Genomic DNA, 23,324 nt, shown 5'->3' with positions numbered 1-23,324 from the left:
CAGATGTGTATAAGAGACAGGCTGAGAACCGTGCCTCACGTCGCCTTCAATGTGGATGATCTGGCGGCCGCCATTGAGGGGGAAGAGGTGATCCTGGGGCCCTACGAGCCGATCGATGATTATCGGGTGGCGGTGATCAATGATGCCGGGGTGCCCATCGAGCTGATCCAGACCGATCTGGATGACGAGACGCTCTGGGCCAGAGCGAAATCGCGGCAGGGCAGCATCTACCGCTGACAACCAAACGAAAAGGGGCGTCACTCTCGCGAGTCACGCCCCTTTTGCTATCCGGCCGCTCTTAAAACATCTGCTCGTCGTCAGCATCCACGAAGAGTTGCAGACGGTCGCGCTCCTCATCCCGATGCAGCCGTAGGTGGATCGGATTGCAGCAGGCCATGCAATCTTCGTAGAACTCCTGATCCCCCTGACTGGCATCCAGCTCGACCCGGGTATGGTGGCCGCAGTGGGGGCAGACGATGCGCTTGCTGGTGTACTCGATCATGATAACCTCCTCGGGCCCGCGGGCCGCCTGTCTCCCTTGATTCTAGCTGCGCAGGCGCGGGCTAACCGCGAGCAAGCGCACGTTTATGAAGGTGGTATGACAGGGATCAAACCAGGATCGGAAAAGGGGATCAGCAGGCGCAGCCGGGGCAAAAATGGCCCGAATGTTGGTTTGCAATCGGTAATTTTTAGCTGTTATTGCCAACTACTGGTTGGTAATAAAGGGGGCTGAACGGCGGTTTTTACTGGCCATAAATGCCATTTGGCCATCCGGGAGGGGCGCTGTGCATCCGGCCGGTTTTCCCCATTTCACTGCTGGGCGGATATCTATCCTTTGGCTTCTATTCATCCATAAAAACGGGGCTGCAGGCAGATATGCCTGCGGCCCCGTGAAGGATGCAAACGGTTTGTCGCTGGCAGATTACTTGGCCCAGCTGGCCAGCATTTCACTATTGAGTTCGGCCAGCGAACTCAGCTGGTAGTTGGCGATGGCCAAGCGTGGGTCATCCACCAATGCCGGGTATATGGGAACGATCAGCGCCAGCTTGTCCTTTACTTGACCCAGCTGGCCAGCATCTCGCTATTGAGTTCGGCCAGCGAGCTCAGCTGGTAGTTGGCGATGGCCAGACGCGGGTCTCCCACTAAAGCCGGATCCGGCACGATCAGCGCCTTCATCGAGGCCGCCTTGGCCGCCAGCAGGCCGGTGAAGCTGTCTTCGATGGCCAGGCAGTGCACCGGCTCAACCCCCAGCTTCTCGGCGGCGTGGATATAGACATCCGGGTGCGGTTTGCCGAAACGCTCCACCTCGGCGGAATGGACCGCCATAAAGCGATCGCGGATGCCGAGTTTGCCGAGCACCGCTTCCACCATGGCGAAGGGGGAGGAGGTGGCCAGACCCACTTTCAGGCCGCGCGCTTCGATAAGGTCGAGTGCCTCCAGCACGCCGGCCTTGGCCTGACCTTCGGAGAGGATCAGGGCGTTGACCCGATCCAGAATGCGCTGTACCACCTCTTCCTGACTCGGGCCGCTCCACGGGCGCAGGCGATACCAGTGGGCGACCAGCTGATCGATGCGCACGCCGATGGTCGACTCACAATCCTCGACGGTGTGGGGGTGGCCCAGTTCGGAGAACACGGCGATCTGGGCCCGTTGCCAAAAGGGTTCCGAGTCGATCAGAACACCATCCATATCGAAGATCACGGCAGCTAACATCTTGTACTCCTGACAAATTTGAAGAGGGGATTATAAGCCTGACGGGCAAATGCAAAAGGGGCATTGCCATGCCCCTTGCGCCCGATCACACCGGCAAACGTTTGTTTCGGTGCGGCGAAAAAACAGCGTCTAGAAAATGACCTCGACGCTGGCGGCAACCGCCTTGGCCTGCTCGACCGCCTCGCGGCAATCTTCACCCCGGGCCAGCGCAACGCCGAGACGGCGGCGACCGGCGATCTCCGGTTTGCCAAACAGTCGCAGCTGGGCACCCGGCACCTTGGCAAGCGCCTCGCCAATCCCCTGATAGCGGATATCCTGACTGTGTCCTTCGCGCAGCACCACGGCAGAGGCGCTCGGCCCGTACTGGGTGATGGTGCCGACCGGCAGCCCCAGAATGGCGCGCACATGCAGGGCGAACTCGGAGAGGTCCTGAGAGATCAGGGTCACCATGCCGGTATCGTGGGGGCGCGGCGAGACTTCGCTGAACCACACCTCGTCACCCTTGATGAAGAGCTCGACCCCGAACAGGCCGTAACCACCGAGGGCCTCAACCACCTTGGCCGCTACCTCTTTGGAACGGGCCAGCGCCAGTTCGCTCATCACCTGCGGCTGCCAGGAGTCGCGGTAGTCGCCATCTTCCTGACGGTGGCCGATCGGCTCGCAGAAGTGAATGCCATCGACGGCGCGTACCGTGAGCAGGGTGATCTCGTACTCGAAGGGAACGAAGCCCTCTACGATCACCTTGCCACGACCGGCGCGGCCACCCTCCTGGGCGTAGGTCCAGCTCTCATCGAGCTTGGCGAGATCGCGCAGCACGCTCTGTCCCTTGCCGGACGAGCTCATCACCGGCTTCACCACGCAGGGCAGGCCGATGGCCTCGACGGCGGCGACAAACTCCTCCTTGCTCTGGGCAAAGCGGTAGGGGGAGGTGGGCAGGCCCAGGGTCTCGGCGGCGAGACGGCGGATCCCTTCCCGATTCATGGTGAGCTGGGTGGCGCGGGCATTGGGCACTACCTTGACCCCCTCCTGCTCAAGGGCTGCCAGCGTATCGGTGGCGATGGCCTCGATCTCGGGGATGATGAGGTCGGGTTTGATCTCGGCGACCAGTTCGCGCAGGGCGGCGCCATCGAGCATATCCAGCACCCGGGCGGCATGGGCCACCTGCATGGCGGGGGCGTTGGCATAGCGGTCGGCGGCGATAACTTCGATGCCGAAGCGCTGCAACTCGATGGCCACTTCCTTGCCGAGTTCGCCGGAGCCCAGCAGCAGGGCGCGGGTGGCGCCGGGGCGGGTTGCGGTTCCAAACATACGATCTCTCCTGATGTCGTTGGTCATTGTTGATGATCGCTATCGCACGAATAGCGGGCAAAAAAAGAGGCACGCATGGCGTACCTCAGGAAACGGATGGTCGGGCGCGCTGTTCCAGATGGGTCAGCAACGTGATGGCGCCAATGATGATGGCGGCGCCAAGCCACAGTCGGCCGGGTGGCGCCCAGCCAAACACCAGCCAGCCTGCCAGCACGTTCATCGGCAGCTTGGCAAAATCAAAGGGCTGGATGAAGGAAGCCTCCGCCACGCTGTAGGCACGGGCGATGGACATCTGGGCCAGAGCCGACAACAAGCCGGAGGCGGCCACCAGCAGCCACTGGCTTTCCGTTGGCCACTGCCACTCCGGCAGCGCCAGCATGGCGTTGAAAGGGGTGCTGAAAATAAGCAGATAGACGACGATGGTGTGGGACGATTCACTCGCCGCCTGATAGCGCACCAGCAGGGAGTAGCCAGCCCAAAACAGCGCCGCCGCCACCGGCAGCAGAGAGGCCCAGCTGAAATCATCATTCCAGGGGGCGAGGATCAGCATGGCGCCGACAAAGCCGGAGAGAGTGGCCACGATGCGAGCTCGGCTCACCTGCTCTTTGAGAAAGAGAGCAGATCCCAGTGTGGCAAACAGCGGTGACGTCATCAGCAGGGCGATACCCTGCCAGATGGGGACGGGTTCGGCCAGCGCCCAGAGCCAGAACTGGATGCCGATCACCGCCAGAGCGACCCGCAACAGATGCAGGCGCAGCTGGTTGGTCATCAGGGATTGGCGCAAACCGTGGCGGATCAGCCAGGGCAGCAGGCAGATCAGGGCGATCAGGTACTGGTGAAAGGCAACCTGGGTCGAGGGGAGGCCAAGCTTGAAGCTGACATACTGGCTCAGGCTGTTGACGGCGGCGAAACAGAGGCCTGCCACCATCATCCAGACTGCACCGGCGAAAGGGGAGTGGCTGCGCGAGTGGGCCATGGGATCCGGGTCACTGAAAAAAGTGCGGCGGATCATAGCGGCAATCGTTTGTTCTGCCAAGGGTTGATGCGCCCGTTGCCGCGCAATCAACCAATATCAAAATTTTTGAACAAGTTGAGCATCTATTTTCGCTATCAGCAAAGAAGCGCAATGTTTAGAGTGACCTCCATCGACAGCGCTGCTGTTCAACCGACAACCAAATGGAGTTTCACCATGGCCAATATCCTCGTTCTCAAATCCAGCATCCTGGGTCAATATTCCCAATCCAACGCCCTGATCGACGGCTTCCTGGCTGACCATCAGGATGATGCCGTCACCGTGCGTGATCTGGCGGCCCTCAACCTGCCGGTGCTGGATGGCGAGCTGGCTTCCGGCCTGCGCGGTGGTGACAACCTCAATGAGCGTCAACTGGCGGTGATCGCCCAGTCCGACGAGCTGATCGCAGAGCTCAAGGCGAGCGATCTGGTGGTGATTGCCGCCCCCATGTACAACTTCAACATCCCGACCCAGCTGAAAAACTGGATCGATCTGGTTGCCCGTGCCGGCGTCACCTTCCGTTACACCGAAACCGGCCCGGTCGGTCTGGTTGAAAACACCCGCGCGCTGGTGATCAGCCCCCGCGGCGGCATGCACGTCGGCAGCGCCACCGATCTGGTGACCCCATACATGCGCACCGTGCTGGGCTTCATCGGTATCAAGGAGGTGGATTTCATCTACGCCGAGGGGATGGGCATGGGCCCGGATGCCCAGAGCAAGGGGATTGAAGCCGCCAAGGCGCAGCTCGAGACGCTGGCTATCTAAGCTGGTTGCCAGCAAGGGCAATCAGCCCCGCCATAAACAACAACGCAGCCATCAGGCTGCGTTTGTTTTTCCACGCTTGTTGCGTGCGGGAACCGCTGGCAGGTGCGGAGGCTACTCCAGCATAAAGCGGCGGCAACCCCGTATCAGCATCAACACCACAGCCGCGAGCGAGCCAACCATCAGCGCAGTGAGCCACTGTTCGACGCTTTGCGGGATCTGCGGGGTGAAGAGGCTGATCATCAGCAGCATGCAGAGCGTGATCAGAAAATGTTCGCGGTTCAACGTCATGGGGTCATCCTTGGGTTTGCTCACTGGCAGCAAGAGTAGCGCCCTCGTATGACAGTGTGATGTATCCGTTCATCGCACTGCCGAGGCTTGAGTGACCATATCAGGTTTTGGCCCCGGTGCCACTGTGGCTGCTGACGTTGTGATCCCGATCCCTATCTGAACTGTTTTTGTTCTGGCTGGTAGTGAAAATCACCGCTGGCCAGCCGTGCTTCCAGTGCCGCCTGATCGAGATCCTGCGCCTTGCAGAGGTCTTCCAGATCATCGTAACGATCACGCAGCTGCATATTGATCAGGCTCAGCAGCATGTTGACGTCCATGGTGGCAAATTTCTTCAGATCCATCCTATTTCTCCTTGTCGAGGGAGTGCAGCTGTTCGATGGCCGCGCTGACGCTGTGCAGATGCTGGCGGATTGCCTCGCGGGATTCACTGGGCAGGTAGTCGGTCAGGGTATGCTGCCAGCTGCCCGCTTCGCTCTTGAGCTGCTGGAACAGGGCGAGGCCGCTATCGGTCAGGGAGACCAGGCTGATGCGCTTATCCTGCTCGCTGTTTTCGGTGAAGATGATGCCTTTTTCGGCCAGACGGCGGATCTCGCGGGAGATGCGCACCTTGTCCATGCCGCTCGCCTCGACCAGCTCTTTCTGGCTGATGGGGTAGTTGGGGCCGAGCACCATCATCAGACGCCACTGGGGGACGGTCAGCTGGTAACGCTGTTCGTAAAACTGCTCGAAGGTATCCCGTAGCATTTCGGCGGCATGTACCAACTGATAGGGCGGGTAGTGAGCGAGTAACGCTATGATTTTTGACATATTACACCCTGCTGTGACGGCTGCATCAGATGCAGTTTCTTTTGATACTTTGACATTGATGATACGAAACTCAAGCGAGTTTGTCTGACCCGGTTGCGATGAAATGTGCGGTGACGCACGCCATCAGACAAAAACCGGGTCAGTTCGCCGGGATTTTAATCCGGAAGTGGTCAGCCCTTGCGCAGCCAGAGCAGGGCGCTCTGCTTGAGCCAGGCCTCGCGGGTGTGCATGGTGTAGAGGGCTGCCTCATCGCGGCTGCCCGCCTGCCAGCTCATCGGCTCCTGCTTTGGCAGCTTGCGCTGACCGAGCAGACAGGCCGGAACGTGCGGGTTGGCATTGATGGCGGCCAGCAGATAGGGTCTGGCGGCATCCGCACCTTCGCGGGCAAACATCATCAGGGCGCGGTTGTAGAGCAACCAGCTGGAGGCCTCGTCGAAACGCACCAGCAGCTCGGCCAGCGCCTGCCAGTCGCCCTGCAGGGCATAGAGGGAGGAGAGGTTGTAGCGGCAACCCAGCTCGTCGGGAATACAGATGGCCAGCAGTGCCAGATACTCCTCCCTGGCTTCGTCCAGCTTGCCAAGGCGCAGCAGGCAGTCGGCACGACCGGCGCGGGCTGCCAGCAAGGGGCGTACTTCCGGAGCACTCCAGCCGTGGCCACCCAGCTGCTGCCAGAAACTGGCATCAAACAGCGGGTTGGCATCGGCGATGATCTTCTCGAACCAGCCGAGGCGGGCCTGGTGGTCCCGGCAGTTGTCCGCCAGCTCGAACCAGCGTTGCCACTGCTGGGCCTGCTCGCTGTCGAGGGCTACATCGGCGCTCGGCGCGGCCTGATACTGATCGAGCTGGAGCAGCTGGTTGAGGGCGGTCTTCATGTTCTGGCGCTGACGTTTGCAGAACTCGACAAAGGGGAGTTCGCTGGCGGCGGCGCTATAGAGCATCTGCGCCATCTGTTTGTCGCGAAACAGGCTCAGTTCGGCGGCCAGGCTGAAACGGTACTGGGTAGTCGGGTCGTTCAAATCCTTCGGCTTGGGCCAGGTGGCAAAGCCTTGACTGAAGCCGTAGCACCATTGCCCGAGGGGGTGGCTCTGTTCAAAGACCTGTTCCGGGTTGTCGGTAGGGAGGCGGCATTGGCTCGGCAGGGCCAGCTGGGCTTCATCTGCCTGCGCTTCCAGTTCGGCGATCAGATGGGTGAGGGCCTCGCCACTCTTTTCATCCAGCTCGGCGTCATGGGGCAACAGACCGGCCAGCGGGGCCTGCCAGTCAGGGGCATCCGGCCCGACCAGACGGGCACACAAAAAGCCGTGCAGAGCGGGATAAGTCATCGCCTGCTGGCTGTGGGTCTGGATCCATTGATTGAGATGACGGGTACGAGTGGATGGGTTCATCGACAGTTCCTCTGGATTTGAGCAGCCGCGAAGTCTACCTAAATGTGGGGGTATTTGCAGCAAAGGGACGGTTGAATGGCGATTATATCGCCATCGACCGGTCAGAGTGAGGCGAGGGGACTAGGCCGGATCACCCCTCTTGGGGTAACATGCGCGGCCATAGGGGCCGTGATCCAGCCGGCCCGTCCGGGTAATGAAAAAAGAGAGCACCATGATACAGATTGGCAAGATGAACACCCTCACCGTCGTTGAACTCGAAGATCGCGGCGCCTGGCTGGCAGCCGACGAATACGGCGAGCTGCTGCTGCCCAAGCGCCAGCTTCCCGAGGGGATCAAGGAGGGGGAGAGCGTACAGGTATTCCTCTATCTGGATGCCGACTGCGAGCCGGTCATCACCACCGACAAGCCCTTCGCCATGGTGGACGAGTTTGCCGGACTGAAGGTGGTCAACGCCAACAAGATCGGTGCCTTCCTCGACTGGGGCATGAAAAAGGATCTGTTCGTGCCAAGCCGCGAGCAGAACAAGCCGATGCAGGTGGGTCACGTTTATCTGGTGCGTCTGATGCTGGACAACGAGGGGCGCATGGTGGGTACCAGCCGCCTCGAGCGCTTCCTGAGCACCGCCAAGCCCCCCTTCAAGGCGGGAGACGAGGTAACCGCTCTGCCCGGTGAACACTCTCCCCTCGGCATCAAGGTGATCGTCAACGGCCAGTATCCCGGCATGCTGTTTCGCAACGAAGTGTTTGGCCGGGTGATGACGGGCCGTCCACAGACTGCCTGGGTCAAGCAGGTGCGCGACGATGGCAAGCTGGATCTGACCCTGCAAAAGCCGGGCATGGCCAAGGTGGACGATGCCGGCGAGCGCATTCTGGCCCGGATGAAAAAGCAGGGTGGCAGTCTGGCAGTGGGTGACAAGAGCGAACCCGAGCTCATCTACAAGCTTTTTGCCATGAGCAAGGGCACTTTCAAGAAGGCGATCGGCGGCCTCTACAAGCAGGGCAAGATCGTCATTGAAGACAATGCCATCACCCTGACCGAGGCGGGAGCGGCTGCCCAGAGCGGGGAGCAGGAGTAAGTGCCGAGTCCCTGCATCGGGCTGTGCAAGGCAAAGGATGGCCTCTGCCTTGGCTGCGGTCGCACCCTGACCGAGATCGGTCACTGGTCGGCGATGGAGAGCGATGCCCAGCTGGCAGTGATGGCCGAGCTGGATGGCACCAGGAGCACCCACTGTTGCCCGGGCTGTGGTGAATCGGCCTATTGCGCCGTCTCCGCCGGGATGACCATCGAGCAGTGCTGGTGCAGTCAGTTGCCGGCTTTGCCGATGACGGAAGCCAGTGCCTGCTGGTGCCGTCGCTGTCTGGCCAAGGCCATCGCGGCGCAGTCCTGAGCATGGGAAGCCAGAAAAAAGAAAGGCGCCGATGGCGCCTTTTTTATGCCTGTTGCTGGCGGTGCCAGCGCACATAAACCTGATTTTCCGTGATCAGGCGGGGCAGGAGGAAGGTGGCGAAGATCACCTCGAATTCCTCCTGATGATCCAGCAGACCCACCCACACTTCGACCCAGCGCTCCATATCGACCGGCTCACCCAGCTCTGCCGACCAGTCGGCATTGGGCAGGGTCGCCTCCACGGCGCCACGCTGTTCAAACTCCAGGGTGATATCGACGATTTGTTCGGGGGCAAGCATGTCGGCGGCCTGCTCAAGAAACTGATCATAGGCCCATTCGACCAGCTGATCCGGGGTACGCTGTTCCATGAAATCACTCCAGATACATCGAGGCCGCTACTGTAACAATTATTGGCGGTGGCGGCCAGACCAGTGCGCCGTGGGGTACGACCTGTCCAACCGGTCATATCGGGGGTATGGTTAAGTGGCGGGTGAATAGGCGTGGGGGCGACGCGATGCGGTTACGGACAAGACGACAGCAGATCAAGCGACGACGGGAGAGCTGGTGGTGGCACTCTCTGCCCCTCAATCAGGAGCCGGCAGAGGCGGGGCAGGAGCCACCGGTAAAATCCGGTGGCGCCTGATGATCAATTGGCCTGATAGACCCGGTTAAGGGTCACCTGACCCAGTTGCCCCATCTGGCGGCGGATCCAGACCGCCCGCTTTTGCACATAGGGCGAAGGGGGCTTGACCCGATAGCGCCAGGGATTGGGCAGGGCAGCGGCCAGCAGGGAGGCCTCGTAGCGGGTCAGCCGGCTGGCCGGTTTGCCGAAGTAGTAGTTGGCTGCGGCTTCAGCGCCATAGATACCCGGGCCAAACTCCACGATGTTCAGATACATCTCGAGGATGCGGGATTTGTCCCAGCCCAGCTCCATCAGCAGGGTAAACCAGGCTTCCAGCCCTTTGCGCAGGAAGCTGCGATCACTCCACATAAAGAGATTCTTGGCGGTCTGCTGGCTCAGCGTGCTGGCACCCCGTACCCGTTCGCTGTGCTGGTTATGCTTGAGCGCCGCATTGATGGCGTCCATGTCAAAGCCGTTGTGCTCGGCAAAGCGCTGATCTTCGGCGGCAATCACCGCCAGTTGCAGCTCTTTGGAGATAGACTCCAGATCCACCCACTCATGGCGCACTTGTGCCACTTTGGCAGGTGGAAAGAGGGCTCGCTCGATGCGCCAGCTCCACATGGGAGGATCGATAAAGCGCAGCAGCAAGACGGAGACGACCGAGCAGACAAGCCCGGCCAGCAAGGCCTTGCCAACCCACTTCAACACCCGGCGCCCCAATGAGGGGGCCGGGGTTTCAGGCGCCATCTGCCGGGCGTCAGAGTCAGACTCCCAGACATACTGGCTCGGATCATCGGGATCCGGAATTATTGGGGCAGCCATTCGATGTGGCAGAACTTCTCGTCAACACGGCGGGAGAGCAGCATGCGGGCAAACAGGTGCTCGTACTCTTCTTGCTCGTTGCCAAGGCCAACCCAGATCTCAGCGTACTCGGCATCACTCACGGCAAAACCCACATCCGCTTCCCAGTCGTCGGCCGGATCGGTTTCTGCCAGCAGGCCGCGATCGTTGAACTCCTGATTGAAGCGGATAATCTCCTGCTCCGGCAGGTTGTCGGAGGCCAGCTCCATAAAGAGTTCAAGGGCGGTGTCGAGCAGCTCTTCGACGCTGTGCATTTCGTCATTCAAGGACATAAGTTCTGTTCCAGAAAAAAGAGAAGAAACCTCGCTGGCCGATGCAAGCGAAGGCGGCGCTATTCTAGCTGTCGCCAGACCCCTTGGCGAGCCGGTTGCAGGCGCTTCGCCAGGTTGACGCAATAAAAAACCGGATCCAGCCAGGGGATCCGGTATTCATTGAGGGAAGGGGTCACGCATATGGCGTCAGCTCATCCCTTCTTGTTGTCATCGGCGAAGGTGATGTTGAGCTCGAGAACGGAGAGCTCGTCACTCTTCTGATCCATCTGGACGGTGATCTTGTCCGGATCGATGTTGACGTATTTACGGATCACGTCGAGGATATCCTGCTTGAGCTGGGGCAGGTAATCCGGCCCCCCTCTGGATGAACGCTCGTGAGCAACGATGATCTGCAACCGCTCCTTGGCCAGTTGTGCGGTGTTCTGTTTCTTGTTGGAACGAAAATAATCCAATAATGACATGTTTAACTCCCGAACAGTCGGCTAAAGAAGCCCTTCTTTTCTTCTTCCAGAAAACGAAATTCCTTGGTATCACCGAGCAGACGGGAAACCGCATCATCATAGGCCTGACCGGCATCGGACTCCTTGTCCAGAATGACCGGCTCGCCCGAGTTGGAGGCACGCAGCACGGCCTGTGACTCCGGGATCACCCCGAGCAGCGGGATGGCTAGGATTTCCTGCACGTCCTGCACGCTCAGCATGTCGCCGCGATTGACGCGGGTCGGGCAGTAGCGAGTCAGCAGCAGGTGCTCCTTGATGGGATCTTCACCACGCTCGGCACGACGGGATTTGGAGGAGAGGATGCCGAGGATCCGGTCGGAGTCACGCACGGAAGAGACTTCCGGGTTGGTGGTGACGATCGCCTCGTCGGCAAAGTAGAGGGCCATCAGGGCGCCCGCTTCGATCCCCGCCGGAGAGTCGCAGACGATGTAGTCAAACTTCATCTCGGCCAGTTGCTCCAGCACCTTCTCGACACCCTCTTTGGTCAGGGCATCTTTGTCACGGGTCTGGGACGCCGGCAGGATATAGAGATTCTCGCTGCGCTTGTCCTTGATGAGGGCCTGATTGAGGTTGGCTTCACCGTTGATGACGTTGACGAAGTCATACACCACGCGGCGCTCGCAGCCCATGATGAGGTCCAGGTTTCGCAGACCGATGTCAAAATCGATGACCACAGTTTTGTGGCCACGCTGGGCTAAACCGGTACTCAGGGCCGCGCTGGTTGTGGTCTTGCCAACGCCACCTTTACCCGATGTAACGACTATGATTCGCGCCATTCTCGCTTCCTTGTAACTCTATTTGATACGGTCTATACGGAGTTGTTCATTATCCAGCCGGATATGGACCGGTTGCTGGATGAGGCCTGCCGGCAATGCATCGCTGAGCTGGAATGTGCCAGCGATGGAGAGCAGCTCGGCCTGTAATTGCTGGCAATAGATCCGGGCCCGGGTATTGCCGCGGGCGCCGGCTATGGCTCTGCCACGCAGGGTGCCATATATATGAATGCTGTCATCGGCGAGCACTTCGGCCCCCGGACTGACGGAACCCAGCACCACAAGTGAGGTGCCGGCAGCATAAATCTGCTGGCCGGAGCGCACCGGGCCCACATGCACCCGGGTCGGGATGAGGGGGGCCGGCTCCGGCTCAGGGGGCGTGACGGGGGCGGCAGGAGCCACCACTGGCTCTGGCTCAGGTTGGGGATCGCTCTTGCGACTCTTGCCCGAGGCCATTACGGCAAGGCCCACCGCCTTGGCCGCCGTCTTCATCTCTTCACTTCGCGCGCCAGTGATGCCGACCAGCACGAACTCTTCCGACTCCACCAGCTCCTTGAGCTGTTCGAAGTCGGGGATCTGTTCCAGTCGGGAAACATTGATCACCAGCGGTGCACAATTAAAGAAGTAGGGCGCCTGAGCTACTTTTTCCGCCAACAACTGACGGATCCGCTCTGGCTCGCCATCGCTGATATGCAACACAGAAATAGTGAAGGTGGTCCCTTTCAATTCGTTATCGCGCTCAACCATGAATCTTCCCCGAGGCAGAGATGCTAATCCGTTATTGTTATTCAATTCCTGATGTTATAGTTTGCCCCCATCAGAGGCAATAAACTCGTCGGATTATATCAATTTCCATGTTGTGTGCAGTCTATAAAAGTCGCAAAAAAGCCGAGACCTACCTTTTTGTTGAAAGAAGAGAGGACTTTTCCCGCGTACCGGCCCCCTTGATGGCTGTTTTTGGTCGTCCCGAGCTGGTGCTGATGACCAAACTGGACCCGGCCAAACCCCTCGGGCTGGCCGAGGTCGGCAAGGTGATGGAGGCGTTGACCATGCAGGGATTCTACCTGCAGGTGCCGCCCCCGCCGGAGAACCTGCTGGAAGAGCACAAGGCTCGCCAGAAAAAGGGGGCGTGACCTCTCCCGCTTGAAACCATCAAGATGGCCCCGTCGCAACAGAGCGTGTGACGGGGCTGTTTTTTATCCGGTTATCGCCATTTTCTACCTTGCGATTCATCGCTCATGTTCAGTGCCTGAACAACTGATGACAAATTAACGGGGTGCTTAACCGGACAATATTGGTCATCTGCCCGATATATTGCCGGCTTGTCCACGGAGTTACTTTTGGCGAGCACAACAGCGAGCACAACACTTGTGCCAATTTTTTCCGAGCTGTTCCATCAATTGGGGGGGGTTATTTACACCGTTATTTTCTTATCGCCTTACCTCGTTTCCCCTTCTTTTTTAAAATATAAAGTCAAGCGTATATGACCTGCTTTTAGTCAATTTTTGTCCTTGCTCACAAAATAGCCCAGCTGTTTCTAGCCAATTTCCCGCGCGAGCAGCCTTGCGAGACGAGCTTGCCAGCCATCGAGGAAAAAGAGCTTGGCCACCAATATATTGCCGCTATCTGATATGAGTCCTGTTGGACGAGAGCGTTCCGCTTGTGAGCCTATACGGGCAGGCGAGCAAAGCCTTGCTGTTATCAGCCAATAGTGGTCAAGGCCAGCGTGATAGTAATTGTGAATATGTTGGCGTAATCAAACCGGCGCAGCAGGGGCTCTGGGGAGGTGTGCTGCAGGATAAAAGGGGAGGGAGCCACATAGTTGCACACCACAACGTACAAATATGGGTCAGGTGTATGGCTGGCTTGCAAGGTGCCTTATCGGTGAAAATAGGCGGTTTGACGAGAGCTGAAAGGTTATTACTGTGCTGCCGATAACTCTGTGGCTCATAAAGCGGCAGCAAATAAAAAAGGATGGCGGCTGGCCATCCTTTTATTGTCGTCGGCACAAGTGGCCGAGCGGTATTACGCCTTTTTCAGGTAGGCGGCGACCAGCACGATCTGCACACCGTTGACCTTGCCTTCGATATGCAGCGGGTTGTTGGTCAGGCGGATGCTCTTGACCAGGGTGCCGCGCTTGGCGGTAAAGCCGGCGCCCTTGACGTCCAGATCCTTGATCAGGGTGACGGAGTCGCCCTCTTGCAGCACGGCGCCGTTGGAGTCAACGGTCGGCACGCTGTCGTCATCTTCGGAAGCCATGCCCGCTTCGGCCCAGGACTTGGTCTCTTCTTCCATGTACATCATGTCCAGCATGTCCTGAGCCCATACTTCGCCTTGCGCGGAGAGGGCTTTCAGCTGGCGCCATGCCATGACCTGAACGGCCGGCACCTGGCTCCACATGCTGTCGCCTAGGCAGCGCCAGTGGTTGACAACCACGGTCTCTGGCTGCTCCAGCTGGCCGCGGCAGGTATCGCAGATGGCCACGCTGTGATCATCATCGCTGGCGGGGGAGTGGGGTACCACGAAAGCGGTCAGTGCCTGCTCGGCGCCGCACAGTTCACACTTGGCGCCTGCGCGCGCTTGCAGGATGGCGTTGATGGTCATGTTATTGATCCCCTGGTTGGTAGTAAAACGACCCGCATCGGGCGGGGCGCATCAAAGAGGGGGCGGAATATAGCATAAAACCCCGCATTTTGTCAGGTCGGGTAGCAAGCCGGGTCAGGCTACTCCCTTGAACGGCACTTTACTGCGCAGCAAGAGTGCAATTTGAAGCGGGATCGCTAGAATGAGCCTCCTTTTGACTGCCGGATAGAGGCTCCTGTGCTGGCGCAACGCTTTCAACAACTGGATCTGCTGCTGATCCGCCATCGGCGCTGGTGGCAATATCAGCCCTATCACCACCTGACCATGCCCTTTGCCAACGAGGCTCCGGAGCTGGTGGCACAGCTCGATGCTCTCACGCTGGAGCAACTGGCTGAACTTGATGGCGACATGGCGGCCCTTGGCTCGTTGCTCTCCCCCTGGATTGCCGATGGCGAGGCATTGCTGCAACTCAGTCAGCTTGAGCCTTTTACCCCCGAGCCTATCAGTTGCAGCAAGGAGATGGCGCTGCACATGCCGGGGCGCAAGCAGGCTCAAATCGAGGCGTTCACTGCCTGCTTGCCCGTGCATCAGGGGCCTTATCTGGAGTGGTGTGCCGGCAAAGGGCATCTTGGGCGACTGGTATCACGTCATCGTCACGCGTCGGTATTGAGCCTCGAATTGCAAGAGCAGCTCTGTGAAGAGGGTCGTCAGCTGGCCGAGCGTGATGGCGCCACCATGACCTTCTGCTGCGCCGATGCCTTTGCTCCCGAGTCTGCCGAGCTTATTGCGCCCGAGCACCATGCCATGGCACTGCACGCCTGTGGCGAGTTGCACACTCATCTGTTGGCGCAAGTGGCCGAGCGCAGTGCCCGCGGGGTGACCATCTCCCCCTGCTGTTACCATCTGATCCGCACCCCGGATTACCGTCCGCTCTCTCAAGCTGCTCAGGGTAGTGCGTTGCGTCTGGTCAAGGCCGATCTCAAACTGCCGTTGCAGGAGACGGTGACCGGCGGCGCGCGGATCACCCGCTTGCGCGAGCAGGAGGTGGTGTGGCGACTCGCCTTTGATTGCCTGCAACGGGAAGTGCGCGGGGTCGATGAGTATCTGCCGGTGCCCAATATGCAAAAGAGCCTGCTGACCGGCAGTTTCGTGGCATTTTGCGACTGGGCTGCCGAGCGCAAGGGGATCCCGTTGCCGAGCGGACTGGACTACGGCGCCTTTGTGGCCAAAGGGGAGGCGCGTTTTGGCGCTGTCGCTAGGATGGAGCTGGTGCGTCACCTGTTTCGCCGTCCCCTCGAGATCTGGCTTGCCCTCGATAGAGCCTTGTACCTGCAAGAGCAGGGTTATCGGGTCGAGGTGGGGGAGTTCTGTGCCAAACCGATGACGCCGCGCAATATCCTGATCCGCGCGGTGAAGGCACAAGCCTGAGTCGCTAGCCTCCCTGCAGCTTGATTGTTTCGAATGGCTGACAAGCTCCTCTTGTCAGCCATTTTTTGCGTCTAAAAAAATGTACGGGTGGTAGCCACTCCATCCACTCGCGCGGATCCAGTTCTACTGGTGCCACCTTGTCAAAAATTGTTTCGTATGAGTTCTTTGTGTCGGTTGATGGCTAATTTTTCTGACAAGGTGAAATGGCTCACAAATCTGTTTTATTTCTTAATTCTCATCGTGAATTTAGTTAATAAAACACCTACTCTTGTAGCGCCCTATATTCAAACAAGGACTGTGATTTATGTTCAAACCCAAGCGTTGTGCCTGGTTGATTGCGGCTGCCTGCGCATTGCCAAGTTATAGTGCAATGAGCGCAACCATGAATATTCAACCCGATCCGCAGAACCCCGGTGGATATGTTATTGCTGCCTCTGATGTGGCTGCCGTGGAAAAAGCCAAGACAGCCAATCCCATGTATGCAATTTGGGCCAAGGCGTTGGCGACCCGATCCAATAAAATAGTCGATGCCATTGAACCCGGGTTGGCGAGCAACCCTGACAACGTAAAACGGGTTGAACGGGTATTTCCCCAGTCGGAATGGGATTATTTAACCCAGATGGCAGCACCGGAATACACCTATGTCCGGTTCTTGCGTGCAATCGGTAAATTCCCGGCATTTTGCGGGGAATATACTGACGGGCGTGATTCCGATGCGATCTGTAAAAAATCCATCGTGACCGCCTTTGCCCACTTCTCTCAGGAGACAGGGGGGCATATCTCCAAGGACAATGTTTCCGACAACCCGCTGGGGTTGGAAGAGTGGCAGCAGGCGCTGGTGCATGTGCGCGAGATGGGCTGGTCAGAGGGACAGACCGGCTACACCACCGGTTGCGGTCAGAACGACTGGCAAAACAAGAAGTGGCCCTGCAGTACCGGACAAGGCTACTTCGGCCGCGGTGCCAAGCAACTCTCCTACCACTTCAACTACGGCGCCTTCTCCGAGGCGATGTTCGATGGCGATGCCTCCGTGCTGCTCAACAACCCGGGGCTGGTGGCCGACTCCTGGCTCAACCTCGCCTCGGCCATCTGGTTCTTCCTGACGCCACAGGCGCCCAAGCCGGCCATGCTGCACGTGATTGACCGCACCTGGGTACCTTCCAAACGGGAAGTGGATGCCGGTATTGGCTACGGCTTTGGTACCACCATCAACGTCATCAATGGCGGCATCGAGTGTGGCGAACAGAACAAGGACAAGGGGCAGCCGGTCAACCGCATTCGCTATTGGGAAGGGCTGGCCAATCACTACCAGATCCCGGTCAAGGCCGATGAGAAGAATACCTGCTGGCAGCAGACGCCTTATGGCAGCCTCAACCTCAACGGCGCCACCGACGTGCTCTACACCAACTGGGATGGCAACTGGAAATACTACCCGGATCGCCCGGGCGGTTACTCCTTCGAGTGTGAGCTGGTCGGCTTCCAGACCGCCTACTCGGCGCTGGTGCCGGGCGATTACCAGAAGTGCGTGACCAACTTCTACGGCTCCCACGCCAACTGGCCGAAAGTGCGGGTCGTGGACAAACTGACCCCGCCGCCGGTCGACCCGAGCGAACCGCCCATCGGTGGCAACCCGGCCTGGGAAGCGACCAAGGTCTATACCGCTGGCAGCAAGGTGAGCTACAAAGGCGTTGTCTATCAGGCCAAATGGTGGACGCAGGGTGATGATCCAACCAAGGGTGGCCCCTGGGTTGTGGTGCCTGCCAAATAAGATGGTGTAATTTAACTCCCAAAGAGGAGATGGAGGGTAACTCCTTCTCCTCGTTAATTACCAACAGTGCATCACTGAATATTATCTTGTATTTTTAATGGTGCTTTTGTTCTAACTGATAAGGTTAAATTTTATTTTGAAATTTATATTAGATAGTGTTTGGTTAAAGTTAAAATCAACAATTTAATATGCGGGTTTGTCAGTCCTATAAGCAGACGTGTTCTGACAAGCGTGTGCGTTACGGCCTAATTCCTTTTCCATCATTAAATGAATCATCTCGTTGCGAATAAGGGGCCATCTTCTCTATTTGTAAATTGTCATTTATCACCGACATGGTGAGGTCTTGCTATATCGCGCAGTTTTATTTTGGCACTTTGTCACTTATTCCCTTGAGAAAATTGATGTGAACGATCGGTTTATATTGGTAAGCTCTTTGACTTGTGCAAAATTGCAACAAAGGGGGCAAGATGAAGGGCGGTTGTCATTGCGGGGTGATCCGTTATGAGGTGCTGACTGCACCTTTTGCGGCCGATTTTTGTCACTGTCGGGATTGCCAGCGCACCACGGGTGCCCCGGTCGGGGCCTGGATGGACTTTCGCATCGAACAGGTAGAGTGGCTTTGCGGCAAACCGACCGAGTATGCGTCTTCAGATTTTATCCGCCGGGGATTTTGCGCCGAGTGTGGCTCCTCCCTTACGTATCGCAGCACCCAGTACCCTGAGTATCTCACGTTGGCCATCGCCTCCCTCGATAATCCGGATGCTGTTGCGCCAACCTACCACATCCATACCGACAGCCAGCTGCCCTGGTTGCCGATCCAGGACGAGCATCCCCGTTATCCCAAAGGGAAGTAAAACTAGGGTAACCCCAACAAAGGAGGTTGGTATGGAGCTGGTAGTTATCCGCCATGGCGAGACGCAAGCCAATGCGGAAGGACGGTATCAGGGGGCGCTGGATATCGGGCTTAATGAGAGTGGCCAGAGGCACATTGCCCGATTGGCAGACGAGATAGCTGCCACTCAGGCCCCGTTCGATCGGCTGCTGGCTTCGCCGCTGCAGCGAACCAGAGAGAGCGCTGCGATCTTCGCTCGCCAGTTGGATTTGCCAGTAGAGCTTGCGCCAGCCTTTCGTGAGCGGCATGTCGGTCTGTTTGAGGGGTTAACACAAGCAGAGGCGAAATCGCGTTATCCCGAGCTGTGGGCGCGCAATATTACCCGACGTTGGGCAGAGGCACCACCCGGTGGTGAAACGCTGGATGAGGTAGTTGCCCGAGTGTCGCAAGGGCTGCTCGAACTGACCTCGAACGCGCAAGAGGAGCGGGTGCTGCTGGTCGCACATGGGGTCGTCGCCAAGGTGATCCGTGCCGTGACAAGTGCCGGATTTGATGGCTTTTCGATTGGCAGTTGGCCAACGGCGGCATGCTGACGGTGCATTTTCCGGTACCTTTAACGCCGGATAAACCTCTGCCATTTTGCCGACCCCCCTCAACCGGTGGACTATGAGTGAACCGACCTTTGTGACTCCCGATCATCCTTAATCCTGTTGTGCTCACTTTGCATCGTGTTTGCTGGTCATTCGGAGTCTGCTTGACCGTTATCTGAGGGTGATCGGAGGGGGCATTGTCGCGGCAAAGCGCTATCGCAAAAAGAGACCTGCCGCGGTAGCAGTGTTCCATTATTTCACCTGTGCAAAAGCGATGGTTAACTCTGTCTCACCAGTGAAACAATCTATGTATGGGGGCGGGTAAAAAGCACCACGCCACTCAAGGTGGCGTGGCTCCGAACTGGCTGTGATAACGAATAAATGGTTCTTTGTGGCTGGTCGAGGGGCAAGCCGTCGTGACTGAAGAAGGGGCCGAGCCATCAGGTCGGCTCCGGCTCCTCCTTGCGACAGCAGTTGCGCCCCTGTTTCTTGGCTATATAGAGGGCGGTGTCGGCCCGTCTGACCATCTTCTCCACGCTGTCGAGGGGGCCCTTGCTGGCGCTGATCCCGATGCTGATGGTGAGTGAGACCTCAAGCGCCCCGGATAGGGCATGGCGTGCCGACTCCACCGCCAGTCTGATCCGCTCGGCGCTGGCCCAGGCCAGCTCCAGCGAGGTCTCCGGCAGCAGCACGATAAACTCCTCGCCGCCCCAGCGTCCCAGCATGTCCACCTCGCGCAGCTGTTTGCCGATCCGGTTGACCAGACTCAGGATCGCCTGATCCCCCTGCTGGTGGCCAAAGTTGTCGTTGACCTCCTTGAAGTGATCGATGTCGATCAGCAGCAGGCTCATGGTGTGACCAAAGCGCTGGCAGCGTTGCATCTCGGCGTTGACCAGCTCATCGAAACGGCGCCGGTTGGCAATACCGGTCAGGGGATCCGTGGTGGCGGCGACTTTCAGCTCTTCCACCAGCCGCGCCCGTTCGGAGATGTCGCGCAGGATGGCGGTCATCTCGGTGGTCTGACCCATATTGATCTTGGCGATGGTTACCTCCAGCGGAAATTCGCTGCCATCGCGGCGCAGCCCTACCACGGAGGCGCGGGCATGCATCGGGCGTGAATTGATGGGGGAGTTGCTGAACGCCTTGAAGTAGCTGTCATGGTTGGCGCGAAAGCGTTGCGGCAGCAGGGTCTCCAGCCGTTTGCCAAGATAGCTCTCGTCGATGCCGAACATCTCGCAGGCGGCGGTATTGATAAGTTCGATCCGCGATTCGCTGCTGACGCTGATGATGCCGTCATAGGCGGAGTTGACCACAGCTTCAAAGCGGCGGCGACTGGTGGTGAGCGCATCTTCCAGCTGCTTCTTGGCGGTGATGTCGATGGCGGTGACGATGATCCGGTTGATCCGTGCCTGTTCGGGAATGATGGGGGAGAGGACAAAGCGCCACCAGCTGGTGCGCGACAGGCTATCGATGGGCAGTTCGCTCTCCACCCCGGTCTGCTGGCTCACGCACTCGTGCATCGGCTGCTCGATGCTGCTTGTGATGTAGCGGGGAAACATTTCGTTGAGCCGTTTGCCAATGCAGCCAAGCACCTCGATCTCGAAGGCCTTGGCGAAGGTGTCGTTGGCTGATACCAGAACAAAATGATCATCCTTGTCGAGGCTGAATACCGCCACGGCGGCACCGATGGCGTCGAGGGATGACTTGATGTCGGCATGGGAGCCTCGTGTAAACATGCAACCTCCACTGTCAATAACGTATTGATATTCAGTATAGGTTGCCGATTTTACGAGCTACTCCTCGATATCCAGCAAGACCAGAATGGCGCTGTCGCCGCCCCATTCACGTGGTGCCTGATGAAAGGCGCGCACGTTGGGGTGCTGGGCCAGCCAGCTCGGAATGCGCTGTTTGAGGATATGTTTGCCGATGCCGTGCATCACCGAGGCGACGTGAATGTTCTCTTTTTGGCAGAGGGTGAGCAGGGCGGCCAGCTCCTGTTTGGCCTGATGCTGGTTCATGCCGTGCAGATCGAGGTAGATCTCCGGCGGATAACTGCCCCGCTTGAGCTTTTTCAGCTCGAATTTCGACACATCTTCGCGCACGTAACGGGTCGGGCCATCGTCCTCGAGATGGGGCTGATACTCATCGCTGAAATAGTGGTCAACCCCAAGGGATTCGCGGCTTTCGCGCATTTCGCGTTTCTGCTTGACCGGGCGTAACTCGGCCCTTATGGTATCTTGCTTGATTTTCCGGGTACCTTTTATCGCATCGCGGAACAGCTGGGTTTCCTCGTCTGTCGGTGAGGGCGTTTTTTTCATCAGGTACTCGTCTTGCTCGCTGTATAAAATTCTCGGGCCGGATATTACTCGACTTGGAGGTGGATTTGGACAAGATATTTATCGATGAGGTGGTTGCCGAGATGCACACCATCCAGGACATGTTGCGCTGGGCCATGAGTCGTTTCAACGACGCCGGTATCTTCTACGGACATGGTACCGACAACGCCTGGGATGAGGCTGTGCAGCTGGTACTGCCCGCGTTGCATCTGCCGCCGGACGTGGATCCGGCGATGCGCCACTCCCGTCTCACCAGCAGCGAGCGTCACCGGATTGCCGAACTGATCGTGCGCCGCGTGCAGGAGCGTGTTCCCGCGCCCTATCTCACCAACAAGGCCTGGTATGCCGGTTGGGAGTTCTACGTTGACGAGCGGGTGCTTATCCCCCGTTCTCCCATCGCCGAGATGGTGGCCAACCGCTTCGCGCCGTTCCTCAAACAGGAGCCGACCCGGATCATGGATCTCTGCACCGGCTCCGGTTGCATCGCCATCATCATGGCTCACGAGTTCCCGGACGCCGAGGTTGACGCCATCGACATCAGCGTCGATGCCCTGAATGTGGCCGAGCGCAACATCAACGATCACGGGCTGGAGCAGCAGGTTATCCCGATCCGCTCTGATCTGTTCCGCGATCTGCCAGTTGGCGACAAGTACGATCTTATCGTTTCCAACCCGCCCTACGTGGATTCCGAAGATATGTCGGATCTGCCGGACGAGTTCCGTCACGAGCCGGAGCTGGCGCTCGCCTCCGGCAGCGATGGCCTCAAGCTCACCAAGCGCCTGCTGGCCAATGCGGCCGACTTCCTCAAGGATGACGGCGTGCTGGTGGTCGAGGTGGGCAACAGCATGATCCATCTGGAATCCCAGTTCCCCGAAATCCCCTTTACCTGGGTAGAGTTCGAGAACGGCGGCCACGGTGTGTTCGTGATGACGCGCGACGAGCTGGTGCAGTATCAGGATCATTTTGCCATCTACAAGAACTAAGCAGGAGCGCCTATGGCAGGGAACAGTTTTGGCCAACTCTTTCGGGTAACCACCTTCGGCGAGAGCCACGGTCTGGCGCTGGGCGCCGTGGTCGATGGCTGCCCGCCGGGGCTGGAGATCAGCGAGGCGGATCTGCAAGGGGATCTCGATCGGCGCAAGCCCGGCACCTCCCGCTACACCACGCCACGCCGTGAACCGGACGAGGTGAAGATCCTCTCCGGGGTGTTTGAGGGCAGGACCACCGGTACGTCCATCGGGCTCTTGATCGAGAACACCGATCAGCGCTCCAAGGATTACTCCGATATCAAGGATCTGTTCCGCCCGGGCCATGCTGATTACACCTACCACCAGAAGTATGGTCAGCGCGACTATCGTGGCGGCGGTCGCTCCTCCGCTCGCGAAACCGCGATGCGGGTGGCGGCGGGTGCCATTGCCAAAAAGTACCTCAAACAGGTGCATGGCATCGAGATCACCGGTTTTCTCTCCCAGCTTGGCCCCATCAAGGCGGAAGCTTTTGATGCGGCGCAGATCGAGCAGAACCCCTTCTTCTTCCCCGATGCGGGCAAGCTGGAAGCGCTCGATCAATACATGCGTGACCTGAAGAAAGAGGGCAACAGCATTGGCGCCAAGGTGCAGGTCATCGCGCGCAATGTGCCGGTGGGCCTCGGTGAGCCGGTGTTCGACCGCCTCGATGCCGACATCGCCCACGCCATGATGGGCATCAATGCGGTTAAAGGGGTGGAGATCGGTGACGGCTTTGCGGTAGTGGAGCAAAAAGGCTCCGAGCATCGCGACGAGATGACCCCGGCCGGCTTTGCCAGCAACCATGCGGGCGGCATTCTGGGCGGTATTTCATCCGGTCAGGATATCGTGGTGAGCATGGCGCTCAAGCCTACCTCCAGCATCACGGTACCGGGCAAGACCATCACCACCGAGGGTGAGGCTACCGAGATGATCACCAAGGGGCGCCACGATCCTTGCGTCGGCATCCGCGCCGTGCCCATCACCGAGGCGATGCTGGCGCTGGTGCTGATGGATCATCTGTTGCGTCACCGCGCCCAGAATCAGGGTGTGCTGACTCAGACGCCGCAACTGCGCTGATCGGCATAACG

The 23,324-nt window shown here is 58.7% G+C and carries 27 protein-coding genes and 1 pseudogene; 11 read left to right on the top strand and 17 right to left on the bottom strand.

Annotated elements, in window-relative coordinates:
• Positions 1-298 precede the first annotated feature (298 nt).
• The 4 genes from AACR93_RS08340 to AACR93_RS08320 form a co-directional block, all read right to left on the bottom strand.
• Positions 299-502: a CPXCG motif-containing cysteine-rich protein gene (locus tag AACR93_RS08340; RefSeq protein ID WP_033112514.1), complete on the bottom strand. Its 204-nt coding sequence runs from the start codon at positions 500-502 to the stop codon at positions 299-301.
• Positions 503-1,053: 551 nt separating this feature from the next.
• Positions 1,054-1,713, bottom strand: a complete 660-nt coding sequence (gene hxpB, locus AACR93_RS08330; protein ID WP_043850459.1) for a hexitol phosphatase HxpB — start codon at positions 1,711-1,713, stop codon at positions 1,054-1,056.
• A 129-nt stretch (positions 1,714-1,842) separates the two neighbouring features.
• The gene (gene purT, locus AACR93_RS08325; RefSeq protein WP_043850458.1) at positions 1,843-3,021 is read right to left on the bottom strand and encodes a formate-dependent phosphoribosylglycinamide formyltransferase; all 1,179 of its coding nucleotides are present in this window, start codon (positions 3,019-3,021) and stop codon (positions 1,843-1,845) included.
• 85 nt (positions 3,022-3,106) lie between these two features.
• Positions 3,107-3,997, bottom strand: a complete 891-nt coding sequence (locus tag AACR93_RS08320; protein ID WP_043850463.1) for a DMT family transporter — start codon at positions 3,995-3,997, stop codon at positions 3,107-3,109.
• 213 nt (positions 3,998-4,210) lie between these two features.
• On the opposite strand from AACR93_RS08320, the gene AACR93_RS08315 reads away from it, so the two are divergent.
• Positions 4,211-4,798 carry an FMN-dependent NADH-azoreductase gene (locus AACR93_RS08315; RefSeq protein ID WP_042030597.1) on the top strand — a complete coding sequence of 196 codons (588 nt, stop codon included), beginning with the start codon at positions 4,211-4,213 and terminating at the stop codon, positions 4,796-4,798.
• A 111-nt stretch (positions 4,799-4,909) separates the two neighbouring features.
• Here the strand turns inward: AACR93_RS08315 and AACR93_RS08310 are convergent, their stop codons facing one another.
• The 4 genes from AACR93_RS08310 to AACR93_RS08295 all read right to left on the bottom strand — a co-directional run bounded on the left by AACR93_RS08310 (position 4,910) and on the right by AACR93_RS08295 (position 7,278).
• A complete protein-coding gene (locus AACR93_RS08310) occupies positions 4,910-5,086 on the bottom strand; it encodes a hypothetical protein (RefSeq protein WP_164536729.1) in 177 nt (58 codons plus the stop codon).
• A gap of 152 nt (positions 5,087-5,238) precedes the next feature.
• Positions 5,239-5,427: a DUF4250 domain-containing protein gene (locus tag AACR93_RS08305; RefSeq protein ID WP_041207874.1), complete on the bottom strand. Its 189-nt coding sequence runs from the start codon at positions 5,425-5,427 to the stop codon at positions 5,239-5,241.
• Position 5,428: 1 nt separating this feature from the next.
• Positions 5,429-5,893 carry a MarR family winged helix-turn-helix transcriptional regulator gene (locus AACR93_RS08300; RefSeq protein WP_033112507.1) on the bottom strand — a complete coding sequence of 155 codons (465 nt, stop codon included), beginning with the start codon at positions 5,891-5,893 and terminating at the stop codon, positions 5,429-5,431.
• A gap of 170 nt (positions 5,894-6,063) precedes the next feature.
• A complete protein-coding gene (locus tag AACR93_RS08295) occupies positions 6,064-7,278 on the bottom strand; it encodes a UPF0149 family protein (protein WP_043850457.1) in 1,215 nt (404 codons plus the stop codon).
• 193 nt (positions 7,279-7,471) lie between these two features.
• Here AACR93_RS08295 and AACR93_RS08290 point away from each other — a divergent pair, with 193 nt between their 5' ends.
• Positions 7,472-8,353, top strand: a complete 882-nt coding sequence (locus AACR93_RS08290; protein ID WP_033112505.1) for a CvfB family protein — start codon at positions 7,472-7,474, stop codon at positions 8,351-8,353.
• Complete coding sequence (locus AACR93_RS08285) at positions 8,354-8,665, top strand: DUF1289 domain-containing protein (RefSeq protein ID WP_043850456.1); 312 nt, start codon at positions 8,354-8,356, stop codon at positions 8,663-8,665.
• A gap of 43 nt (positions 8,666-8,708) precedes the next feature.
• Here AACR93_RS08285 and AACR93_RS08280 read toward each other — a convergent pair whose 3' ends face one another.
• Entirely contained in the window at positions 8,709-9,032 is a 324-nt protein-coding gene (locus tag AACR93_RS08280) for an HI1450 family dsDNA-mimic protein (protein WP_041207870.1), read from the bottom strand.
• Between the two features lie 146 nt (positions 9,033-9,178).
• On the opposite strand from AACR93_RS08280, the gene AACR93_RS08275 reads away from it, so the two are divergent.
• Entirely contained in the window at positions 9,179-9,307 is a 129-nt protein-coding gene (locus tag AACR93_RS08275) for a hypothetical protein (RefSeq protein WP_255933624.1), read from the top strand.
• A gap of 3 nt (positions 9,308-9,310) precedes the next feature.
• Here AACR93_RS08275 and mtgA read toward each other — a convergent pair whose 3' ends face one another.
• The 5 genes from mtgA to minC form a co-directional block, all read right to left on the bottom strand.
• Positions 9,311-10,108 (bottom strand): monofunctional biosynthetic peptidoglycan transglycosylase, encoded by a 798-nt coding sequence (gene mtgA / locus AACR93_RS08270; RefSeq protein ID WP_041207869.1) that lies wholly within the window; start codon positions 10,106-10,108, stop codon positions 9,311-9,313.
• On the bottom strand, positions 10,093-10,419 hold the full coding sequence (locus AACR93_RS08265) for an HI1450 family dsDNA-mimic protein (RefSeq protein WP_033112501.1): 327 nt from the start codon (positions 10,417-10,419) through the stop codon (positions 10,093-10,095). Before AACR93_RS08265 ends, mtgA begins: the two co-directional genes overlap by 16 nt.
• Before the next feature lie 191 nt (positions 10,420-10,610).
• Positions 10,611-10,880: a cell division topological specificity factor MinE gene (gene minE / locus AACR93_RS08260; protein WP_033112500.1), complete on the bottom strand. Its 270-nt coding sequence runs from the start codon at positions 10,878-10,880 to the stop codon at positions 10,611-10,613.
• Between the two features lie 2 nt (positions 10,881-10,882).
• Positions 10,883-11,695, bottom strand: a complete 813-nt coding sequence (minD, locus tag AACR93_RS08255; RefSeq protein WP_033112499.1) for a septum site-determining protein MinD — start codon at positions 11,693-11,695, stop codon at positions 10,883-10,885.
• 18 nt (positions 11,696-11,713) lie between these two features.
• Positions 11,714-12,439 (bottom strand): septum site-determining protein MinC, encoded by a 726-nt coding sequence (gene minC, locus AACR93_RS08250; protein ID WP_033112498.1) that lies wholly within the window; start codon positions 12,437-12,439, stop codon positions 11,714-11,716.
• Between the two features lie 107 nt (positions 12,440-12,546).
• Here minC and AACR93_RS08245 point away from each other — a divergent pair, with 107 nt between their 5' ends.
• A complete protein-coding gene (locus AACR93_RS08245) occupies positions 12,547-12,825 on the top strand; it encodes a YcgL domain-containing protein (protein WP_043850455.1) in 279 nt (92 codons plus the stop codon).
• Between the two features lie 892 nt (positions 12,826-13,717).
• On the opposite strand, the gene AACR93_RS08240 is transcribed toward AACR93_RS08245, so the two are convergent.
• Positions 13,718-14,296 carry a PhnA domain-containing protein gene (locus AACR93_RS08240; protein WP_043850454.1) on the bottom strand — a complete coding sequence of 193 codons (579 nt, stop codon included), beginning with the start codon at positions 14,294-14,296 and terminating at the stop codon, positions 13,718-13,720.
• Positions 14,297-14,512: 216 nt separating this feature from the next.
• On the opposite strand from AACR93_RS08240, the gene AACR93_RS08235 reads away from it, so the two are divergent.
• The 4 genes and pseudogenes from AACR93_RS08235 (at position 14,513) to AACR93_RS08220 (ending at position 18,973) form a co-directional block, all read left to right on the top strand.
• Positions 14,513-15,703, top strand: coding sequence for a methyltransferase (locus AACR93_RS08235; RefSeq protein WP_082044080.1), 1,191 nt, complete (start codon positions 14,513-14,515; stop codon positions 15,701-15,703).
• A gap of 304 nt (positions 15,704-16,007) precedes the next feature.
• Positions 16,008-17,471 carry a chitinase gene (locus AACR93_RS08230; protein ID WP_082044079.1) on the top strand — a complete coding sequence of 488 codons (1,464 nt, stop codon included), beginning with the start codon at positions 16,008-16,010 and terminating at the stop codon, positions 17,469-17,471.
• A gap of 467 nt (positions 17,472-17,938) precedes the next feature.
• Complete coding sequence (locus AACR93_RS08225; RefSeq protein WP_043850452.1) at positions 17,939-18,325, top strand: GFA family protein; 387 nt, start codon at positions 17,939-17,941, stop codon at positions 18,323-18,325.
• Between the two features lie 31 nt (positions 18,326-18,356).
• A pseudogene (locus AACR93_RS08220) lies at positions 18,357-18,973 on the top strand (histidine phosphatase family protein).
• A gap of 360 nt (positions 18,974-19,333) precedes the next feature.
• Here the strand turns inward: AACR93_RS08220 and AACR93_RS08215 are convergent.
• Both AACR93_RS08215 and smrB read right to left on the bottom strand, forming a co-directional pair.
• Positions 19,334-20,629, bottom strand: coding sequence for a sensor domain-containing diguanylate cyclase (locus AACR93_RS08215; protein ID WP_043850451.1), 1,296 nt, complete (start codon positions 20,627-20,629; stop codon positions 19,334-19,336).
• A gap of 57 nt (positions 20,630-20,686) precedes the next feature.
• Positions 20,687-21,211 (bottom strand): endonuclease SmrB, encoded by a 525-nt coding sequence (smrB, locus tag AACR93_RS08210; protein WP_041207861.1) that lies wholly within the window; start codon positions 21,209-21,211, stop codon positions 20,687-20,689.
• Between the two features lie 65 nt (positions 21,212-21,276).
• Between smrB and prmB the strand changes: the two genes are divergently transcribed.
• Together prmB and aroC are read left to right on the top strand one after the other, a co-directional pair.
• Positions 21,277-22,212: a 50S ribosomal protein L3 N(5)-glutamine methyltransferase gene (gene prmB / locus AACR93_RS08205; protein WP_043850461.1), complete on the top strand. Its 936-nt coding sequence runs from the start codon at positions 21,277-21,279 to the stop codon at positions 22,210-22,212.
• A gap of 12 nt (positions 22,213-22,224) precedes the next feature.
• Positions 22,225-23,313, top strand: a complete 1,089-nt coding sequence (aroC, locus tag AACR93_RS08200; protein WP_043850450.1) for a chorismate synthase — start codon at positions 22,225-22,227, stop codon at positions 23,311-23,313.
• Positions 23,314-23,324: the final 11 nt, after the last annotated feature.

This window comes from Aeromonas sp. L_1B5_3 (assembly GCF_963866575.1).
GTDB lineage: Bacteria > Pseudomonadota > Gammaproteobacteria > Enterobacterales > Aeromonadaceae > Aeromonas > Aeromonas jandaei.
Note: the sequence above shows the minus strand (reverse complement) of the source record. Positions and strands in the feature narration are given on the sequence as shown.

Excerpts from the sequence above, each read along its gene's own strand:
- mtgA (WP_041207869.1), bottom strand. The coding sequence starts at position 10,108 with ATGGCTGCCCCAATAATTCCGGATCCCGATGATCCGAGCCAGTATGTC.
- AACR93_RS08280 (WP_041207870.1), bottom strand. The coding sequence starts at position 9,032 with ATGGAACAGCGTACCCCGGATCAGCTGGTCGAATGGGCCTATGATCAG.
- AACR93_RS08290 (WP_033112505.1), top strand. The coding sequence starts at position 7,472 with ATGAAAAAAGAGAGCACCATGATACAGATTGGCAAGATGAACACCCTC.
- AACR93_RS08230 (WP_082044079.1), top strand. The coding sequence starts at position 16,008 with ATGTTCAAACCCAAGCGTTGTGCCTGGTTGATTGCGGCTGCCTGCGCA.
- AACR93_RS08295 (WP_043850457.1), bottom strand. The coding sequence starts at position 7,278 with ATGAACCCATCCACTCGTACCCGTCATCTCAATCAATGGATCCAGACC.
- minE (WP_033112500.1), bottom strand. The coding sequence starts at position 10,880 with ATGTCATTATTGGATTATTTTCGTTCCAACAAGAAACAGAACACCGCA.
- AACR93_RS08245 (WP_043850455.1), top strand. The coding sequence starts at position 12,547 with ATGTTGTGTGCAGTCTATAAAAGTCGCAAAAAAGCCGAGACCTACCTT.
- AACR93_RS08310 (WP_164536729.1), bottom strand. The coding sequence starts at position 5,086 with ATGACGTTGAACCGCGAACATTTTCTGATCACGCTCTGCATGCTGCTG.
- AACR93_RS08340 (WP_033112514.1), bottom strand. The coding sequence starts at position 502 with ATGATCGAGTACACCAGCAAGCGCATCGTCTGCCCCCACTGCGGCCAC.
- AACR93_RS08300 (WP_033112507.1), bottom strand. The coding sequence starts at position 5,893 with ATGTCAAAAATCATAGCGTTACTCGCTCACTACCCGCCCTATCAGTTG.
- AACR93_RS08225 (WP_043850452.1), top strand. The coding sequence starts at position 17,939 with ATGAAGGGCGGTTGTCATTGCGGGGTGATCCGTTATGAGGTGCTGACT.
- AACR93_RS08305 (WP_041207874.1), bottom strand. The coding sequence starts at position 5,427 with ATGGATCTGAAGAAATTTGCCACCATGGACGTCAACATGCTGCTGAGC.
- AACR93_RS08275 (WP_255933624.1), top strand. The coding sequence starts at position 9,179 with ATGCGGTTACGGACAAGACGACAGCAGATCAAGCGACGACGGGAGAGC.
- AACR93_RS08315 (WP_042030597.1), top strand. The coding sequence starts at position 4,211 with ATGGCCAATATCCTCGTTCTCAAATCCAGCATCCTGGGTCAATATTCC.
- aroC (WP_043850450.1), top strand. The coding sequence starts at position 22,225 with ATGGCAGGGAACAGTTTTGGCCAACTCTTTCGGGTAACCACCTTCGGC.
- AACR93_RS08265 (WP_033112501.1), bottom strand. The coding sequence starts at position 10,419 with ATGTCCTTGAATGACGAAATGCACAGCGTCGAAGAGCTGCTCGACACC.
- smrB (WP_041207861.1), bottom strand. The coding sequence starts at position 21,211 with ATGAAAAAAACGCCCTCACCGACAGACGAGGAAACCCAGCTGTTCCGC.
- purT (WP_043850458.1), bottom strand. The coding sequence starts at position 3,021 with ATGTTTGGAACCGCAACCCGCCCCGGCGCCACCCGCGCCCTGCTGCTG.
- minD (WP_033112499.1), bottom strand. The coding sequence starts at position 11,695 with ATGGCGCGAATCATAGTCGTTACATCGGGTAAAGGTGGCGTTGGCAAG.
- AACR93_RS08320 (WP_043850463.1), bottom strand. The coding sequence starts at position 3,997 with ATGGCCCACTCGCGCAGCCACTCCCCTTTCGCCGGTGCAGTCTGGATG.
- minC (WP_033112498.1), bottom strand. The coding sequence starts at position 12,439 with ATGGTTGAGCGCGATAACGAATTGAAAGGGACCACCTTCACTATTTCT.
- hxpB (WP_043850459.1), bottom strand. The coding sequence starts at position 1,713 with ATGTTAGCTGCCGTGATCTTCGATATGGATGGTGTTCTGATCGACTCG.
- AACR93_RS08215 (WP_043850451.1), bottom strand. The coding sequence starts at position 20,629 with ATGTTTACACGAGGCTCCCATGCCGACATCAAGTCATCCCTCGACGCC.
- AACR93_RS08240 (WP_043850454.1), bottom strand. The coding sequence starts at position 14,296 with ATGACCATCAACGCCATCCTGCAAGCGCGCGCAGGCGCCAAGTGTGAA.